The organism is Vibrio crassostreae 9ZC13, assembly GCF_000272045.2.
Lineage (GTDB): Bacteria > Pseudomonadota > Gammaproteobacteria > Enterobacterales > Vibrionaceae > Vibrio > Vibrio crassostreae_C.
Genome location: NZ_AJYZ02000019.1, coordinates 1,608,825 through 1,627,509 on the forward strand (window position 1 = coordinate 1,608,825; position 18,685 = coordinate 1,627,509).

The following is an 18,685-nucleotide window of genomic DNA, read 5'->3' on the forward strand; positions in this document are numbered from 1 at the left end:
AATAGCCCACGTTTGTGGGCTATTTTTTTATCTATAGGTTTTGAATGTAAGCAATCTTATGCATTTCCAATAAATAACAAGTGTGACGAATAACAAAAAAACGACAGTGAAAAATACAACCTGTATCTAACCTGTATTATTATGAATACAGGTTAGATACAGGCTAAATGCAGGTTGTTATTTCTTTGCACTCTTTGGAGACGAAAATTATGGCGCGAGATGCGAAAGTTGTAGCGAATAGAGTTATGGCCTTACTGGGAGGTGAGGGCAATATCGCACAACTGAATCACTGTGCAACACGACTGCGTGTTGTGGCCAAGGACGATGAACAAGTCGACGCTGAAGGACTCAGCGCAACAGAAGGTGTACACGGGTACTTCTTCCAAAATGGTCAACACCAAGTGATCTTGGGTACCGGATTTGTGGGTAAGGTTTTTGCCATCATGAAAGGCAACGAGGCCATTGAAGAAGCTCCACAAGAAGAAGAGAAAAAAGACAAAGTGAGTACCTTCCAAACGGTAACACGTACTTTCTCTGACATCTTTGTCGCCATTATTCCTGCCTTGGTTGCGACCGGTTTATTGATGGGCTTACGTGGGCTGTTGGTTAACGGCTTCGGTATTGAACTGTCGCCACAGCTAAATACGTTGTCTCAAGTTTTAACCGATACGGCCTTCATCTTTATTCCAGTGTTGGTGACATGGTCTGCTATGCGAGTGTTTGGCGGTAATCCAGTGCTCGGTATTGTATTGGGTCTGATGCTGGTGGCACCGCAGCTAGCAAGCAAATGGGATGTTGCCTTTGGTAATGCCGAGGCGATGATGATTCCATTCATGGGCTTCGAAATTGCGGTGACTGGCTTACAAAGCTCGATTCTTCCTGCGGTATTTATGGGCTGGTTTGCTGCCTTAGTTGAGCGCACATCACGCAAACACATCCCTGAAGTTCTGGATTTGATTCTGACACCATTTATTACGTTGTTGGTCTCTTTGATTGCTGGCTTGGTATTCGTTGGTCCAATCCTACTCGGCATTGAAAAACTCATTACCGAAGCCGTTCTCTACTTCTTACAAATCCCATACGGCATTGGTGGCTTGATTTACGGCGGCGCAATTCAATTCATGGCGGTAACAGGTATGCACCACACCATCGTGCCTATCACGATAGCAATGGTGACAGATACAGGCTTTGACTACATCAACCCATTGGGTACTGCTGCAATCGCAGGCCAGTTTGGTGCGGCAATGGCGGTTATGTCGATGCAGACAGACAAAGTGAAGCGCACCGGTATGTTTGGTGCAGCGTTGCCAGCTCTGTTTGGTATCACTGAACCAGCGATGTTTGCGATTACTCTGCCTCGCGTAAAACCTTTCTTGTATGGCTGTATTGGCGGTGCATTAGGTGGCTGTTTGGGCGCGATTGCGGGTATTGGCTCTGCGGGTACGGGCGCAACTATGTTACCGGGTGTTCTGCTTTATCTTGGCGGCGGTCTAGGAATGTATGTGCTTGTTATGTTGGTGGGTGCGGCTTCGGCTTTCGCATTAACAAAGCTGCTTTACAAAGAGCCTAAATAATTTTTCACCACCTATTTGAGTGAATATCTTTTTCTTGGAGTTGTTATGGATTTTTCTAATCGTCAAAACCGCTTTGTCCGAATTCACGAGGTGAGCGAGGAGTATTTGGCGGATATTGAACACAAAACACAAACAGACCCGTTTTACCCGAGCTACCACATAGCACCAAAGCACGGCCTGTTGAATGACCCGAATGGTTTGAGTTACTTCAATGGCGAGCACCATATTTTCTACCAGTGGTTCCCGCTTGGCCCAGTGCACGGTTTGAAGCACTGGTACCACGTATCGACCAACGATTTCGTGAACTTTACTGACCGCGGTATCGCGATGTACCCAGACCAAGATTATGACCATCATGGTTGTTATACCGGTGTTGGTGTACCACACGATGACCAGCTGTACATTTTCTACACGGCGAATTTGAAAAAGGAGAATGACCAACGTCACCCGACTCAAGTTCTCGCGATTATGGACAAGCAAGGTAACGTGGAAAAGAAAGGCGTCGTCGTGGATTTCGATCCTAATGCCTACACTGCAGAGATTCGTGACCCAGTGCTGGTTTGTCGTGACAACGATTATCACATGTTGATTGGCGCTCAAGATCATAACGAAAAGGGCACGCTGGCTTATTACCACGGTAAAGACATTGATGATTACCACCATATGGGTGACATCGATGTGGGTCTCGAAGACTTTGGCTATATGTGGGAGTGTCCGAACTACTACGAAACCGATGAAAACGGGGTTTACATCTTCTCGCCTCAAGGTGTTAGCTCAGACAATAAGTACGATCTTAAGAACGTCTTCTCTGTGGTTTATATGGTCGGTGAGCGTATTGATTTTGAATCGAAAGTATTCAACAACCAAGGCTACCGTGAGCTGGACAAAGGCTTCGATTTCTACGCGCCACAAACTTATCTGGATGACCAACAACGTCGTATCTTGATTGGCTGGCTAGGTAACTCAAAAAGTGACTACCCAACCGATAAGAATGGCTGGGCACACATGCTGACTCTGCCACGTGAGTTGACGATTGATGGTAGTTACCTAATTCAGACACCATTGAAAGAGCTTGAAGCGCTGCGTCAAAACTCAGTGGATGTTGAAGGCTCTACACCTGTGGCATTGATGTCACGAGCGTTTGAGTTGGAACTGAATGTAGATGAGTCTTTCACTCTGACTCTGGCTAACCAGAAAGGTGAGCAGATGGTGTTCCAAGGTGATCGCGATGAGCTGATTCTGGACCGCTCTCACGTTTCACATCTACACGCGGAAGCATACGGCACGGTTCGTTATGCACAGCGCCTAGAGCAAGCACAAACTATTCGCATCTTTGTCGATAACTCAGCGATGGAAATTTTTGCTGACAACGGCAAGACAGTGTTCACCTCTCGCATCTTCATCGATGAGCTGTCTCTGGTCGCGCTAGATAATGCGACTGGCACACTGCATTACATGTCTGCGATACAGGCTACTCGCTAGCCACCAATAAATTATTCCAAAACAAAAAACAAGGCCCTCGTTGGGGAGGGCCTCTTATTGCCAAAATATAGGGTTTAGCATGAAAAATACACTAAAAATGTCGCTCGCTGCGGCTTCAGTAATGGCTGCAATGACAGCGAACGCTGGAATCAGCATTGTTGATACGGAAGAAGGTAACTTCTCTGTTGGCGGTAACGTGGAGTTGAACTTCAACTACCAAGACCGTGAATCACACGATAATAATGACAGCGAATTTAACCAAGACGGCCGCGTTCTAATTGAATTTGCTGGCGAAAAGTACACGAGCAATGGTCACTATGTGGGTGTGAAAGCACAGCCTTTGTTTGAGAGCACAGGCAATATTGCACTGGATGATGCGTACTTTGAGTTTGGTAAGAAAGACGGTTGGGCTATTAAAGCGGGTCGCTTTGAAGCTTACGACATGTTCCCTGTTGGTCTTGATGTATTCCTAGAGTACTCAGGTGACACAGCGAACGACCTGTATTCAGACGGTGCGGCTTACACGTACCAAACGAAAGAGGCGCGTGGTCGCGGCTCAGACGGCCAAATTATGTACAGCCAAACTTTTGGCAACTTGTATGTTGAAGTCGGCGCAATGCTCGGTGACCGCTCTAACTTGTTCGATGGCGGCATTGAAGGTAAATACCACGGTGAGCAAATCGACACAGTTAAAGATTCATTCCTAGTGCGCCCAGTTGTGGCTTACCAAATGGGTGATTTCAAGGTAGCCGCTTCGGTGGAAACCAACTTAGTTTCAGACGCGATTGTAGCTGATGGTGTAGATATCTCAGATCGTACGGGTTACGGCTTGACTGGTAACTGGACCAACGGCGATTGGAGTGTAAATGCGAATGTTGCTTACATGGATGCTGTAGACGAAAACAACCTAACAGCGGGTGTTAACGCACTTTGGAATAACTTTGGCCTAGGCTACATTCACGCAATCAATGAGTATGAAAACAAAGAGTTTTCTTCTTGGGCTGAAGGCGACGTAAACGTATCAACATGGTATGCATCTTACGCATTCCGTGATGTACTTGAAGTACAAGACTTTTCAATTCTTCTAGGTACATACTACACGATGGTTGATAACAAACTGGACCAACAATCGGACGCATCCGCCTTTGCTGAAGAAGACGATTTCGGTGCTCGTGTACGTCTGTTCTACGAATTCTAATTTAAACGTCGTTGCTAGAGGCAAAGTGATATGAACAAGGTTTGGGTAACTGGAGATGCTGTTGTGGATTTGATTCCAGATGGCGAGGCTCGTTATTTAAAATGCCCTGGTGGCGCACCAGCAAACGTTGCTGTGGCCATCTCTCGATTGGGTGGTGATACCGCTTTCTTTGGTCGAGTTGGGCAAGATCCGCTAGGGCGCTTTATGAAGCAAACCCTAACGGATGAGAAGGTGAATACCGATGACATGCTTCTGGATGAAGCTCAGCGAACATCTACAGTGATTGTCGACTTAGATGATGATGGTGAACGCAGCTTTACCTTTATGGTTAAGCCAAGCGCCGACCAATTTTTCAGCGTCGAAGACATCCCAACATTCTCATCTGGTCAATGGATGCACAGCTGTTCTATCGCTTTGGCTAACGAGCCATCACGCAGCGCAACGCTTGAAGCGATGAAGCGAATGAAATCAGCAGGCGGCTTCATCAGCTTTGACCCGAACCTAAGAGAAGAGGTATGGGCAGATCCATTTCAGATCCAAGAGGTGGTAATGAGTGCGGTTAATCTGGCAGATGTAGTGAAGTTTTCTGAAGAGGAACTGACGTTCCTGACAGGCACTGACACTCTCGATTCGGCTTTGGACGCATTAAATGTGGTACCTAACAAGCTGATTATTGTGACGCTAGGCGCTCGTGGTGCATTGGCTATATACAATGGTGAGCGTCGAGTAATTGAGGGTACTACAATTGAGCAAGTCATTGATACAACAGGTGCAGGTGATGCGTTTGTCGGTGGCTTGCTTGCGAAGCTGTCTCAGAATTCTGACTGGCACTCTTGGGCTCAGGTCGAAGCTGCGGTTCACTGGGGTAACGGCTGTGGCGCACTTGCGACGACTCAAAAAGGCGCTATGACGGCATTACCATCCTTTGAAAAGCTAACTAAATTAGTCGGGAAGTAGTGAATGCTGCCTCACAACGCTTGACCTATAAAGCCGCTCTTTATGAGCGGCTTTTTGCTATCTGCAGTTTGCCTTTTTCTTGTTCAAGAACGTTTCATCTTTCTCAATTCGCAGGCAACACCACTGCCGACGCTTCTTCCTCTGAATCTTCTTTGTCGTCTACTTGTTCAGCAACCCAATCAATTGTCTTGGTTAAATAAAGCTTATTGGTTTCGGTATCACACCAACGCTTTGATAGACCTCTGCGGTTAAATTCGCTGCCAATAGCGGCCAGTGTCTGATTACTCGGCCTTCCGTAATACAAGGTGTCGCACAGTTGAAGGTTCGACATCGATTGTGGGTATGTATTAACCGACGATGAGTTCATGCTTAGTGCTTTGGACTGATTATGCGTGCAACCCGTAAGGCTCAAGAAAAAGATCAATGCTAAGGCTTTCTTCATCATATCTCTGAACAGTTACTAATAATTGGCGGGGATTATGAGCATGATTAAGTCGTTGATTTGTCAATTCTTCGCTAACTGCTTAAAGACCACGATCTTGCTCGCAATTAGAGCACGTTATTGAGCCGTTTAATTCCTAGGTCAAAAAATGTATTAACCGCCAAATGCGCAATTTTGTACAAAAGCTGAAAGAGACAATAGAGTAGACTGATAAGTCGCTCGATAATTAACAGGCTTAGGAATTGTTATGGAGAACAATAAACGCTCTAAAGAAAAGGCCGAATATAAGATAACCGAAGAGCTCGGCGGCCTTGAAATTCTTAATGCTGAATACGAAAAGCAGAACTTCTCGCGCCACAGCCACGAGGGCTATACGCTGGGAGTCATCGAGCAGGGCGCTCAGCGTTTCTATCGAACGGGCGGACATCATATAGCACCACAAGATGCGATTATTCTGGTCAATGCCGACGAAGTTCATAGCGGTCACTCTGCCACTGAAGGCGGTTGGGCGTATCGAGCCATGTATCCACTCCCAGAGCAACTTGCCAAGATCACTCAAGAGCTAAACCTACCCAATTACGGGGCGCCTTACTTCCCAAGAGCGGTTGTTGAAGATCCTGAACTCGCCAATCAATTGAGATTAGTCTTTAACACGATTGATGAATCTGACAATCGCTTGTTAAGAGAGACCTTGATGTATGGAATGTTGGTTAAACTGATTAGCCGACACGGAAAATCGCCACTTACCCCTCAACTCGATGGGAAAACTCAACGCCAACTTGTCTTAGTGAAAGAGTTCTTAGATGACTTTCCACAAGCCGATGTGTCCCTAGAGGAGCTATCTAAGCTAGCGGCATTGAGCCCGTTTCACTTAGTGCGTTCTTTTCAGAAAAAATTTGGTCTTCCGCCGCATGCGTATCAAATCCAATCTCGGTTAAGGCTTTCGCGTAAGTTATTGAAACAAGGACATACCATTTCAGATACAGCGCAAGAGTGTGGCTTTCATGATCAAAGCCATTTTCATCGACACTTCAAAAAGGCCAATGGCTACACGCCGGGGCAATACATCAAAATGCTCTAAACTTGCGTGGCTAAGGTATGGCCAACTCGTGTTAAGTGCGGTTAAGTGCGGTTAAGTGTGGCAAACAGAGGGGCATGAAATCGAGCAAGTTTGTACAATCGAACCGACTCAACTCCTCTTACATTGAATAGCCAATGTGAAGAGAGAAAAGAACTATATGGATAGTGAAACAATGGATAGACGAACACAGTTATGGAAGGGCGTTTTAGCGGGAATGCCGTTGAGCATTGCGGTAATCCCTTGGGGGGTTCTGGCCGGTTCATATGCGATAGATGCCGGATTGAATCAACTTCAAGCGCAAGCGATGTCGGCTATTTTGTTTGCTGGCTCAGCGCAACTTGTCGCCGCGGGTATGTTTAAAGCAGGTATTGGTCTAGGCACCATGTTGTTGACTACCTTATTCATCACGTCTAGACACTTTCTGTATAGCGTATCGATGCGTGACAAAATCAGCCATCTTCCTGCGCGTTGGCGTCTATTACTCGGATTTTGGCTCACCGATGAGTTGTTTGCGATTTGTAGTGGGCAGTCTCAGAAAGAATTTAATCGTTGGTACGCTGCAGGTGTAGGTGGCGGTTTTTATCTCGTTTGGAATATTGCGAGCTTTGTCGGCATTGTCGCGGGAAGCCAAATTCCTTCACTCAATGAAATTGGTCTCGATTTCGCGGTCGCAGCAACCTTTATCGCTTTGGTGTTCCCATTAATCCGAACTCTACCCGTCGTCGTGTGTGTGGTGGTTTCATTGGTCACTTCGGTAGCCATGTCGGTTAACAATATTGAGGGCGGGCTAATGATTGCAGCGATTTCCGGTATGTTAGCGGGCTTTATCAGCGAATCGTTCCAAGAGCGAAACAACGGCAACAAGACAATTGTGGAGGGGAAATAGAGATGATTTGGTTAACGATATTCCTTATGACAGCGATTGTTTTTTTTAGTCGGTATCTGTTTCTAGAGCCAGCAATCCCGCTTCGATTAAATCAAACCACGCGTCGCCTGTTACGCTATTCAAGTCCCGCTGTGCTTACCGCAATTTGGGGGCCGATTGTATTTGCACCAGAGCAGACATTTTGGCCAAGCCTTGAAAACCCATACTTGATAGGCGCGCTGGTCACAGGTCTGTTGATTTGGAAAACAGGCAATGTGCTGCTAACGATTGGCGTCAGCATGGCGGTGTTTTTATTCTATAACCTTGTCGCGGTTGATTACCTTTTTAACTGATACGTAGCTCAATTGATACGTCGTGTCACGCCATTAGTTATCCTCGTTTCAAGTGTATGACTCATTACTTGAAACGAGTGCTTTTAGGCTCTAGTTCTCTTGTGGTTCTTTATTCAAAAGCGCTCTGTTCCTCTCTTCGCCTTCCTCATATCTGTCCAATAAACTCCTCACATTCAAATGCAATTGATTTTATATTATTTTGTACTGTTTAATTCGTTTTACTTATGGATAAAAAGTGAGTAAATTTGCAAATAATTCAATGTGTTGAGATGTTTGGAAAGATATTTCAGCTGTTTTACAAAGCTAAAGGGACCTCAAAATGTATAGATTTTTCGCAATTTTATTTCTACTCGTACCGCTGCAATTATCAGCGGCACAAGATGATAGGCAAGCTCTGATAAAAGAGCTTCTTCAGATTATGGATGTCGATTCCACATTGGACGCGGTATACGTTCAAATGGATAGCATGATGGCTAATATGTCTAAAGACCTAGGGGTTTCAGAGTCAGAACAAGCTATTTTTGATGATTACTATCAGGGCATGAACGACTTAATGAAAGAGGAGGTTAGCTGGCAAAAGCTAGAGCCAGGAATTGTAACGATTTACAGCAATCAATTCACTGAAGAAGAGCTCAGTGCAATGATCGATTTCTACAAAACAGAACATGGAAAAAGCATTCTGAAAAAAATGCCAACCGTGACAACAGAGTCAATGATCATGACTCAGTCGTTAATGCAACAAGTTCTCCCAAAAGTTCAAAAGTTAACGACCAAACTAAAACAAGACCTTGAAGCACATAGAGGTTCTTGATCAGAAGCCGTTAGGTTTGTGATTAGAAATAACGCTCTATACTTGGTCGATAACGTAGATATTCTTGAAACACACGCTGCATTTCATGCAATGATTTATGTGTTTCAAGCGTAATCAGGCATAATTACTACCCCATAGCTGAATCATTTTAGGTGTGGGTATTGTGTGTTTAGGTTTTGGTAAGGAGTTAGTTTGGCTAAGAAATATTATGTGGTTTGGAAAGGTCGCACACCGGGTATTTTTACCACTTGGAACGAGTGTAAATCCCAAGTCGATGGCTTTGCAGGGGCGAGATATAAATCGTTTCCAACACTAGGTGAGGCTGAGTCTGCTTTCGGTGGTAAAACGTCGTCTGCGTCAGGTTCTACAGCGACAAAGCCAAGTTCTTCGGGTAAGGCGACGAAAGCTAAGGTACCGCCTCTTTCGGAGCAGCAAATCACTGATATGCCTTTTGATATCAAGATCTTTACCGATGGTGCATGTGAACCAAATCCTGGTGAAGCGGGGACGGGTTTAGCGGTCTACCAAAATAACCAGTTAACAGAACTGTGGTATGGCTTGTATCAGCCTGTTGGTACCAACAATACCGCCGAGTTACATGGGCTTAAGCAAGCGTTTGTTCTCGCGAAAGAGAAGTTAAACGCAGGCCTCTCTGTTGCGATTTATTGTGACTCTAAGTACTCGATAGATTGTATTACTAAGTGGGCAACGGGTTGGGAGAAAAAGGGCTGGACCAAGTCGGGCGGCGAGATCAAAAACCTCGATATTATTAAGCCTACGTATGCTCTCTACCAAGAACTGGCTTCAAAAATCACCATCTACCATGTGAACGGACACGTTGGTATTGAAGGTAACGAATTGGCCGATAGAATGTCGATTGTGGCTATTTCATCGAAAGAGCAGGAGCTAGCTCAATATCGTGACATCGAAGATCTTGAGTCTATTTTGGCACTTCGAGCCGGCTAGCTAGGCTTCTTAATGAAAAGCTAATAAAAGTTACTGAAAGCATAAGTTGCTATCATTAAGCAGTGCTTAGTTGAGCGCTACATTTCAAATGGATGTAGCGCTCTTTTGATCTTGTGGTGCTCAGTCGTTTTTGTGAGGCATAGCTGCCTGAGTTAATCCTTATTGAGCTGGGTTCTCTATCCAACGAGATAATTGCTGAGCTTGTTTGATCGAATTAAAACTGTCTTTCACTCTCTCACGTGCCTTTAACCCCATCGATGCTTTATCGTTACTGCTTAGCTGCGCGAAACGCTCAATCGCTTCTCTTAATTCTTCCACGTTCTTTTCGCTAACCACAAAACCTGTTTCTGGTGAGACGATCTCTTTGCATCCCATGATGTTGGTGGTAATGACGGGTGTGCCCACGGCCATCGCTTCTTTTAAAACCAGTGGACCTGTATCCACACATCCAGTTTCTGAAAAACAGAAGGGCGCGATTAGGCTGTCATAATTCGATAGTTTTTCTTTGACCCACTCGTGAGGTTTAGCGCCAAGAAATGTCACGTTTCGAGTGAGCCCTTGCTCTTTAACCTGCAATTTTAACTGTTGCTCTAAATCGCCAGTACCGATGATATCGAGATGAATATCGAGAGGTTCGGCAATCGGCGCTAATGCATCAATAAGATGGTGGATGCCTTTTTGCTCCACTAATCGGCCAAGGAAAACAAAGCGAAGTTGCTTCGTTTCGATTTTTGGGTTGAGTTGGAATTGTTTGGTATTAACTCCGCAATGCAGGAGCTTAATGTTTCCTTTCGCCATGGTGTTGAAGTCAGCAAGCATGTCTTTACACACTGCAACCACAAAATCACTCGATGAAATTTTATGTTCAATGTCATAAGCGAACTCATAAACATCATGACCATGAGCAACGAACGAGCAGGTGATATTCAGCAGTTTTGCCGCGACGATGGCGTGTGCTGTAGTGTGCTGACAGAAATGCGCGTGAACGTGTTCGACGTCGTTTTCCGCGAGTTGCAGCGCTAATTTAAACCCATAAGCGAACAGTGACTTTTTGGGCATGCTGGTTTGCTTAGAAATAAATGAGACAGCCTTGATGAACCCTATCCAGTTAATGCTAGCGACTTTACCCATCCGAACATTTTTACCTATTTCGACAATGTCGTAGTCGAACTGTTTTTCGCTGTTTTCAATTTTGAACGTCATTACACAAACATCGTGCCCACACGCTTTCACAGAGTCGACTTCTGTTTGAATGAAGGTCTCACTGAGTACTGGGTAGGTTGGCGCCACAAATGCTACTTTCTTCATTCCTTACTCCTCAAATCCATATGACTAAAGCTATCAAGCCAAGGTAATAACCAATAAAGCAAGATACGAACCAAGATCGAATCGTAGCTTTGGAGGGCTTTCTGATTGCTTTTCGAAGGTTACCCCTTAAGAGGTGGCTCGTTTTCTCAAATTGATAATCAAATTGGAGTTGCAGTTTTTTTGAACATCTGTGTTTGGTCGTCATTTTGAGAATGGACGCGTAGGTGACTGATATAGAGGTGATTTTGTAGTAAGACACTCTCGGCATAGAACATGCAACGTCAGCCATATAACGTATAAATCTGAGGGCGTCATTATGGCTAAAGTAAGTGTTGTTATTCCTACCTACAATTGTTTGGATTACCTGCCGAAAGCGATTGGTAGTGTACTAAAGCAGACTCATCAAGATGTTGAGCTGATTGTCATTGACGATAACAGTAACGATGGAACGTCGACGTATCTTGCTTCTATAGACGATGAACGCATTATTACGTTGTCCACATTGGGTGTTGGTGCGCCTCAAGCGAGAAACCTAGGGATTGAAAAGGCGACCGGTGAATACATCGCTTTTTTAGACGCAGACGATTTCTGGTTTCCTGAAAAAATTGAGCGCCAACTCGAATTTCATCAACGTTACCCTGATCTCGCGATGAGCTTTACTAACTACGAGCATCTTACTGAAGATTACCAAGTAATAGTCGACTGCTTTAGTTACTGGTCGCAGTTTCAAGATCAAGATGAGCTGTTCATCAATATCGAGAACCCGTTGGAGTTCATCATAGAAAATAACGTGATTGGAACATCAACGGTCATGGTGAAAGCGGATGTGTTTTCTCAAACAGACAGTTTCAATGCTGACATCAAGTATGGGGAAGATTGGGAACTGTGGCTTCGAATGAGTGAAAACCATCAGATCGGTGTGTTGAACTCGGTGCAGGTTGGCTACTTGATGAGAGCGAGCTCTGTTACCCAAACTGAAAGTCTTAAATTGAGAAATTTGCAGTCTATAGAGACTATTCTTCAACATTACCAAAATGACAGTCAACGATGGAATCTACCCACTTCTAGCTTCAAAATCGCAAAGGCGAGAATACTGGAAGGTTATGCTGACTATTATCGAGGTTTACAACAGAATAGACAGGCTATTGCCTACAGTTTCCGTTCTTTGGTCATGTCACCTCAAAAACGCACATTGCGACACCTAATTGGAGACTGTAAAAGTTTCCTAAAGCCAGCTTGGTAAGGAAAAGGTGACGACTATGGGTTCTTTAAAGCAGTCGGCTTACTACGCCATCGGTATATTAATGATGAAAGGGATTTCATTGGTGATGATCCCGTACATTACGCACAATATGACGTTGGCAGAGTATGGTTCCTTAGAAGCCATTGTCTTGCTGGCAGACATTGGGACGATATTGTTCAGCTTCGGTATTGTCGATGCCATGTATCGTTATGTGGGTGTCGCCGAAGGTGATGAAAAGCAAAAGCTCGTCTCGAACTGCTTCACATTGAGCGTGCTGGTGTGCGTGCTTGGGGGCGCCTTGATTGCCCTCAGTATACCGTTGTTAATCTTAATGTTGCCAGTTGAATTCCAGCCTTACCAGATACTGCTTCTGCTTATTCCTACCATGCTCGATGGGGCGATTTCTATCCCGCTAACGCTGATGCGTATGAACGCGATGGCGAAACGTTTTTGCATGCTCAATGTGTTGAAAGCCGGTGTTCAAGCCATCATGACTTTTGTTTTGCTTGAGGCTGGATACGGTATAGATGGCGTGTTGATTTCAGCTGCGGTATCCAGTGTGTTGCTAATGGTTTGTTTAGTGCGTTATCAATGGCAAGAGATGGGATCTTTTGGTTGCTTCAAATACTCGGCGAAGATCTTAAAATTCGGACTGCCCGTTCTGGTTGGCGGTGCATCAATGTATATGATCATGGGGCTCGACCGCTGGGTAATGGCAAGCTTCGTCGGTGTCGAAGAACTCGCGATTTATGCGGTTAGCGGAAAGTTCGCGTTGATTCTTGGTCTGTTGTTGCAGCCTTACGCGCTTTGGTGGTTTCCAAACCGTGTGGCGATGCTTCAACAGCCGGGTGGCAGTAAGATGTGTGCCGATAGGGCGTTAGTCGGAGTGAACCTCGCCATTGTTTTAGGGGGCTTGATGATCTTAACTGTTCCAGGGTTCATTTCTCTTATTTTACCAAGCAGCTATCATCAGGCTGGGGTTATTGTGGTCGCACTGCTAGCGATTGCGGTTATTAAAAGTGCGGGAGACTACCTCAACTTAGGCTGTTTCAGTGGAGACTCAAGTCAATCACAGATGTGGATACAAAGTAGTTGTGCGGTATTGGCTGCCATAGGCTATTTTGCGGTAGCGCCTATTTATGGAGTGTGGGGTGTTATCACTGTTCTTTGCGTGACTTATATTGTGCGACTCATGCTTTTGTATTTTGTAAGCCAAAGGATGGAACCGTTGCCTTACGAGCATAGCAAGTGGCTCATGGCAGTCAGCATCGCATTAGTGGCGATAGCGAGTGATCAACTTTTGGGGTTGGTTCTGGTTGATGTTCATGACTTTATTCTGGGTACTGCTGTTGGTTTAATCACGCTGGTGGCCTTTGTGAAATACTCGGTGATCGTTATCCCCCAAGCTCTACTTGATAAGCTCACACCGGGAAAGCATTCGCACGCGAACTAAATAAAACACTGTTCATTATTGGCTGAGTTAGATAGTATTTATAAATTCAATGAATGCTAACTATGGAAAGATATATGAATAAGTGGATTGTATTTTCAGCGTTTTGCTCAACTCTATCGTATGCTTCTGCTGAGCTTGTCAGCCAAGATTTATTGTCTCACCATTTTGATGCCCCAGAGCTCACATCTCTGGAAACGCAACACAGCGTTTGTAGCAGCCTTGTCTGTAGTTCAATATCCGAACCACAATTAGTTTCTTCTGCGGGGGATTTTCCTGAACGCGAATCGAACCCAACGATAGATACGATAACCAGCGCAATCTACTTCTTGGGTGAAATGGGCGTTGCTGAAAACCTATCGACTCCAGAATATGAAAAATTCTTTGAGAACTAGCTGAGAGGTTATATATACCGAGAGGCGCTTTTTTGTCCTATTACAAAGTACATAAAATACTGTTATAAAAGCTTCTATCGCATTTTATGATTCAATTACGTAATACATGACGACTAGGACACCCCGATGGAAATATGGAAGTTGCTGCTGTTTATTCCAGCGTGCTTTGCGCTGAACATGACGCCTGGCCCAAACAATCTTTTGTCGATGAATAATGCCCGTTGCTATGGCTTTAAAGCCGCATTTATAGCAGGGTTAGGTAGAATCGTTGCTTTCTCAGGAATGATTGCGTTGGCGGCGTCTGGCTTGGCCGTGGTGCTTTATACTTCTGAGACCTTGTTCTTTCTTGTCAAGTTGTTTGGTGCCATGTATTTGCTTTGGATTGCGTTCAACTTATGGCGTTCACAAGCCAGCCCTGTCGCGGACATCGAGCGCAATAAAAACTGGTTTGGTCTAGTTAAACAAGAGTTCGCCCTTGTAGCTGGTAACCCCAAAGCGATACTTATCTTTACCGCATTCCTGCCTCAATTCGTTGATGTTTCAGCCAATGTAAACACACAGTTCTTCATTCTAGGTGGCACATTCCTAGTGTTAGAGCTGTTCGCGATATCTATCTACGCTGCCTTTGGTTTATACCTCAGAAACTGGTTCTCCAAGCCGCAAATGGCTAAGCGTTTCAACAAAGCGTGCTCGGTTTTTCTTGCTCTATCCGGTGCTAATCTGTTGGTGAGTCGTCAGTAGTTCTCGGAATTTAGAGCAGTTTGTTGTGGACAGAGTGAGGACGGTACTCAATGAGTAACAAAGATCTATCTAAAATGGGTTCGGCTAAGGTAACTCTTGTAAATCGTAATGGCGTACCTTGTATTCGAAAGCAAGGTGCGGGTGAGGTTGAAATTTCTTTTTACCAACATGCTGCGCAACATTTATCTGGTGTACATAGCCCTACGTTGTTGGTAGTGGAAGGAGATACTCTCTTCATCGAGCACATTCCTCACTCTTTAACACTAAATGAGCTTCAAACGACTTCAGAGGTGTATCAGCAACTATCTCGTATTCATCAGTCTCAATATTCGCCGAGTTTTGCAGTGAAAGAGCATAGATGGAGTACCTGTGCCACTGAAGCTGCACTAATATCTCTGAACTTACCTCAAGTGACTCAAGACAGTTTACTGCGTATCCAGCAATTGAGTGGTGCTTTGTTCGACCAGAAAACCTTGATCTCTGGCGATGCGAACGAGGGAAATTGGGGAAGAAGAGATAACGGTCAGCTGGTGTTATTTGATTGGGAGCGTTTTGGTTATGGCAGCCCAGCTATCGATTTGGCACCGCTCGTTTCTCGTATGGGGACTTTGTCCGACTATGAGTTTATTGTTGACCAGTACTTACCTCATAACAATCTGATTTCCCGAGAAGATTTAATAAAACAATTGATCATAGCGAAAAGCTGGATCGTAATCGAAGTCACGAATATATTAGTCACGCGCAACAACCCCCAAGCTTCGAAATACATCCACTGGTTTCGGGAGCAATTACCAACTTGGCTAGCTACTGTGGAAGGTCTGCTGTAACAAGGTTGGAGTCAAATCTATAAAGGTCTATCTATGAATATTGTCTGTGCGGAAAAACAGGAACTGGCTGAAATTTACCAGCTTGAACATGCTTTGTTTGGTGACCATTCCTATCCGCAATTTTTTATTCGTCAGGCATTTGATTGCTGGGGAAAAGGCTTATTAGTTGCTAAGCAAGATTCAAAGATTGCGGGCTATGCCTTAACGACAACCACGGACACACAGAATGAGTTTTGGGTCCTATCATTAGCGGTAGACCCGAATTATCGTGGTATGGGAATTGGCCGGAAATTGATGCAACATGCGGTTGAGCAGTTGCCGCGAGACGCTAGGCTTTTGCTCACTGTAGATCCAAATAACGCATCCGCTTGCGCGCTCTACGCGTCAATGGGATTTTCTACGATCAAACAAGAAGAAAACTACTTTGGTGATGATGAGCCGAGGTTAGTGATGCAGCTCATCATCTAGATTGTTGCTAACGGTTTTTAATCGAAGGCTCACAGTTCAAAGACAGTCTCGTAGCTCTAGGTCAGCATCACGATACCGTGCATTAATACTACGCTAGAGGTGAGCCGAGTTCTCATATCAAAGTAGCCATCGGGACCTTGGCTCTGGTTCTCTTCTCTTATCGTCCTTTCAGCTCGCCAAACCGCAATATAACCAAGGATAAGAATCAGAGTTGTCGCCAGTTCTTTTTGTTCACCAAGCAATACTGCCAGCCATGCGACGAGCACAATCGCGTTACTTAGCAGTAGCGCTTTGTTACTTGATTGGCTTTCAAAGTTCTCGATGCCGTTTGCCCACAAGATCCCTGAAAGAAAGCTCAAAATAGCCACGCTGTAGGTGATGAACAGCGTTTCACCGCTTATCCCCACAAATTGGCTGTCGGTGAGCGAGAGGAGTAGACCAAATAGAAACGGGATTAACCCCAGGTACCCCAGTTTGGCCATGGTGTTACGGGTTTGAGTTGTTGCCATGTAATCTGCCTTCATAGCTGTTGCTCGATCGCGTTTTTGAGCGTAGCGCTCACTGGTGATGTGGAGCTAGGGAAGGTGGCGACGACTTTGCCTTCTTTACTGATCAAGAATTTGTAAAAGTTCCATTTAGGCGTTACGCCCGCTTGCTGTTGTATCTCCGCAAATACGGGATTGGCGTTACTACCCGACAGTGAAGCTCGTGCCATCATAGGGAAGGTCACGCCGTAGTCGAGGTAACAGACCTTTGCCGTCTTCTCTTCACTTCCTTTGTCTTGGCGAAAATCATTACTTGGGAAACCGATAACGGTGAAGTCTTGATCTTTGTAGGTTTGATGAAGTTGTTCGAGCTGCTCAAACTGCGGAGTGAAGCCACATTGGCTAGCGGTGTTTACCACCAATAGAGTTTTGCCTTTAAACTCATCGCAAAGCGCAATTTCTTCGGTTGAATTTAATAAGCGCTGTTTGCCGTTGAGTATCTCTGGGCAGCTCGCTGCAAAGGCGATGGAACTCGTGAGGCTTGTAATCAGTACGGTTGAGCAAAGTAGTGAACATTTCATAGGGTTGGCTCATTTTAGTTGGCGTAATGGTTATTACTATTGAGCACGATGAAATGATCACTTTGCGTATTATTTACTGTCTCTTTAACTCGCGTTTTGAGTTGTGCTTTTGCTCTCTGACATAAGATAGGGAGCGACCAAACGACTGATATTCACTTTTGCACCAAGGCGAGCTGCTAATAGATACATACCACCAATTTTTCGATGTAGGAACAGCGCATCGGCGGGTGGGGTGTGCCAATACTCTTGTTCCATGCTCAGAATGGTGCCAGCTTCACGAAGACGTTGTGCCAAACCACTTGCTTTGAAGTCGTAGTCTTCGTCTACCAACATCGGCTCACAAGCCATCTTCACTAGGTTTAGAATCGCTTGGCGTTGTTCAGGGAGAATTGTCTCGCTAAAGAATCCAATCTGCTCTAACGCTTGATTGAGCCCTTGCTCATCTTTGTTAATGACAGAGGAAAAAGCCAAGCGATAACCCTCGCTAAAGCGGTCACTGTATTCACGGGTTGCTCCGAAATCTAACAAGCCGATTTTTCGGGTGTTTTCAACATAAAGGTAGTTGGCGAAATTAGGGTCGGTTTGCACCATCTTAAAGTCGAACAACTCTCTGAACAGAAGCTCCAGTAAGCTGTGCATTACAAAGTCACGTGTGCTTTGGTCGTAACTTTCGATTTGCTCTATCGAGACGCCTTCGATGAAGTCCATGGCGAGCACCGATTCTGAAGAGGCTTGCGGATGAATCTTAGGTACGACGAAGTGAGAGTATTCTTTCAATGCATCATGGTAACGAGTTGCGTAATCAGCTTCGCGAGCATAGTCTGCTTCATCGTGGAGCTGTTTCTTTGCCTCTTCTAACAAGCCTTTGTAGTCGACCGACTTTGGTATCAAGCCAACAATATTGAGCAGTGTGCCCACGTTATCTACATCACTGTCGATACTTTGTCTAATGCCGGGGTATTGGACTTTGACTGCGAGTTTGTCCCCAGCATCACTATAGGCTTGGTGAACTTGTCCGATCGATGCACTGGCGATCGGTTTAAAATTGAAGGACAGGAATTCGGTTTTCCAATGGTTCCCGAGCGAGCTTTCTAACACTTGATTGAGCTGTTTTGTTGGCAGTGGATCGGCACCGGAGCGCAGGCGAGAGAGAATGTCGGCTAACTCTGGTTCTAAGACATCACCCGCATCCATTGATAGCATCTGTCCTAACTTCATAGCCGCACCGCGCAGGTGTGCGAGTTGATCGGTCAGGCGAGCAATGTTTTGTGGCGTTAACAGTAAGTCTTTTGCTTTGGGCCTGTTGCCTTGTGCAATTTGTTTGGTGCCTTCCGTTAGCACGTTACCCGCGACTCTTGTCGCCAACGAAGCGAACTTACTGAATCTAGAAATTCGATGTGTGGGAAGGTTTCTCTCTTTTGCCGACATAAAGGTTCTCACTTAGTTATCAAGACTCAC

Annotated in this window: 20 protein-coding genes; 15 read left to right on the forward strand and 5 right to left on the reverse strand. The window is 45.1% G+C overall.

The features are described from left to right. Positions 1–209 precede the first annotated feature (209 nt). The 4 genes from A136_RS08335 to A136_RS08350 all read left to right on the forward strand — a co-directional run bounded on the left by A136_RS08335 (position 210) and on the right by A136_RS08350 (position 5,211). Complete coding sequence (locus tag A136_RS08335) at positions 210–1,574, forward strand: PTS transporter subunit EIIC (RefSeq protein ID WP_017065229.1); 1,365 nt, start codon at positions 210–212, stop codon at positions 1,572–1,574. A 45-nt stretch (positions 1,575–1,619) separates the two neighbouring features. Continuing rightward, entirely contained in the window at positions 1,620–3,056 is a 1,437-nt protein-coding gene (locus A136_RS08340) for a sucrose-6-phosphate hydrolase (protein ID WP_017065230.1), read from the forward strand. Between the two features lie 79 nt (positions 3,057–3,135). Further along, on the forward strand, positions 3,136–4,254 hold the full coding sequence (locus A136_RS08345) for a carbohydrate porin (protein ID WP_017065231.1): 1,119 nt from the start codon (positions 3,136–3,138) through the stop codon (positions 4,252–4,254). A gap of 30 nt (positions 4,255–4,284) precedes the next feature. Beyond that, positions 4,285–5,211 (forward strand): aminoimidazole riboside kinase, encoded by a 927-nt coding sequence (locus tag A136_RS08350; protein WP_017065232.1) that lies wholly within the window; start codon positions 4,285–4,287, stop codon positions 5,209–5,211. A gap of 103 nt (positions 5,212–5,314) precedes the next feature. Here A136_RS08350 and A136_RS08355 read toward each other — a convergent pair whose 3' ends face one another. Next, positions 5,315–5,653, reverse strand: a complete 339-nt coding sequence (locus tag A136_RS08355) for a hypothetical protein (protein WP_017065233.1) — start codon at positions 5,651–5,653, stop codon at positions 5,315–5,317. Positions 5,654–5,900: 247 nt separating this feature from the next. Between A136_RS08355 and A136_RS08360 the strand changes: the two genes are divergently transcribed. From A136_RS08360 to A136_RS08380, 5 genes are all read left to right on the forward strand, one after another. Next, positions 5,901–6,734, forward strand: coding sequence for an AraC family transcriptional regulator (locus tag A136_RS08360; RefSeq protein ID WP_017065234.1), 834 nt, complete (start codon positions 5,901–5,903; stop codon positions 6,732–6,734). A 157-nt stretch (positions 6,735–6,891) separates the two neighbouring features. After that, the gene (locus A136_RS08365; RefSeq protein WP_017065235.1) at positions 6,892–7,620 is read left to right on the forward strand and encodes an AzlC family ABC transporter permease; all 729 of its coding nucleotides are present in this window, start codon (positions 6,892–6,894) and stop codon (positions 7,618–7,620) included. Between the two features lie 2 nt (positions 7,621–7,622). After that, positions 7,623–7,952, forward strand: a complete 330-nt coding sequence (locus A136_RS08370; protein WP_004736408.1) for an AzlD domain-containing protein — start codon at positions 7,623–7,625, stop codon at positions 7,950–7,952. A 319-nt stretch (positions 7,953–8,271) separates the two neighbouring features. Further along, the gene (locus A136_RS08375; protein WP_017065236.1) at positions 8,272–8,763 is read left to right on the forward strand and encodes a DUF2059 domain-containing protein; all 492 of its coding nucleotides are present in this window, start codon (positions 8,272–8,274) and stop codon (positions 8,761–8,763) included. Between the two features lie 192 nt (positions 8,764–8,955). Further along, the gene (locus A136_RS08380) at positions 8,956–9,729 is read left to right on the forward strand and encodes a viroplasmin family protein (protein WP_017065237.1); all 774 of its coding nucleotides are present in this window, start codon (positions 8,956–8,958) and stop codon (positions 9,727–9,729) included. Between the two features lie 159 nt (positions 9,730–9,888). On the opposite strand, the gene A136_RS08385 is transcribed toward A136_RS08380, so the two are convergent. Then, complete coding sequence (locus A136_RS08385) at positions 9,889–11,037, reverse strand: glycosyltransferase family 4 protein (RefSeq protein ID WP_017065238.1); 1,149 nt, start codon at positions 11,035–11,037, stop codon at positions 9,889–9,891. Between the two features lie 316 nt (positions 11,038–11,353). On the opposite strand from A136_RS08385, the gene A136_RS08390 reads away from it, so the two are divergent. From A136_RS08390 to A136_RS08415, 6 genes are all read left to right on the forward strand, one after another. After that, positions 11,354–12,280, forward strand: coding sequence for a glycosyltransferase family 2 protein (locus A136_RS08390; RefSeq protein WP_017062218.1), 927 nt, complete (start codon positions 11,354–11,356; stop codon positions 12,278–12,280). Between the two features lie 16 nt (positions 12,281–12,296). Further along, positions 12,297–13,733, forward strand: a complete 1,437-nt coding sequence (locus A136_RS08395) for a lipopolysaccharide biosynthesis protein (RefSeq protein ID WP_017065239.1) — start codon at positions 12,297–12,299, stop codon at positions 13,731–13,733. Positions 13,734–13,807: 74 nt separating this feature from the next. Next, positions 13,808–14,125 (forward strand): hypothetical protein, encoded by a 318-nt coding sequence (locus tag A136_RS08400; protein WP_017065240.1) that lies wholly within the window; start codon positions 13,808–13,810, stop codon positions 14,123–14,125. A 126-nt stretch (positions 14,126–14,251) separates the two neighbouring features. Beyond that, positions 14,252–14,866, forward strand: coding sequence for a LysE family translocator (locus A136_RS08405; RefSeq protein ID WP_017065241.1), 615 nt, complete (start codon positions 14,252–14,254; stop codon positions 14,864–14,866). 50 nt (positions 14,867–14,916) lie between these two features. Continuing rightward, positions 14,917–15,693, forward strand: a complete 777-nt coding sequence (locus A136_RS08410; RefSeq protein WP_017065242.1) for a phosphotransferase family protein — start codon at positions 14,917–14,919, stop codon at positions 15,691–15,693. Between the two features lie 33 nt (positions 15,694–15,726). Further along, positions 15,727–16,161 (forward strand): GNAT family N-acetyltransferase, encoded by a 435-nt coding sequence (locus tag A136_RS08415; RefSeq protein WP_017065243.1) that lies wholly within the window; start codon positions 15,727–15,729, stop codon positions 16,159–16,161. A gap of 56 nt (positions 16,162–16,217) precedes the next feature. On the opposite strand, the gene A136_RS08420 is transcribed toward A136_RS08415, so the two are convergent. The 3 genes from A136_RS08420 to A136_RS08430 all read right to left on the reverse strand — a co-directional run bounded on the left by A136_RS08420 (position 16,218) and on the right by A136_RS08430 (position 18,655). Further along, positions 16,218–16,685, reverse strand: a complete 468-nt coding sequence (locus A136_RS08420; RefSeq protein ID WP_017065244.1) for a DUF3429 domain-containing protein — start codon at positions 16,683–16,685, stop codon at positions 16,218–16,220. Beyond that, entirely contained in the window at positions 16,682–17,227 is a 546-nt protein-coding gene (locus A136_RS08425) for a glutathione peroxidase (protein ID WP_017065245.1), read from the reverse strand. The genes A136_RS08420 and A136_RS08425 overlap by 4 nt, the downstream gene beginning before the upstream one ends. A gap of 84 nt (positions 17,228–17,311) precedes the next feature. Beyond that, the gene (locus A136_RS08430) at positions 17,312–18,655 is read right to left on the reverse strand and encodes an ABC1 kinase family protein (RefSeq protein ID WP_017065246.1); all 1,344 of its coding nucleotides are present in this window, start codon (positions 18,653–18,655) and stop codon (positions 17,312–17,314) included. Between the last annotated feature and the right edge of the window lie 30 nt (positions 18,656–18,685).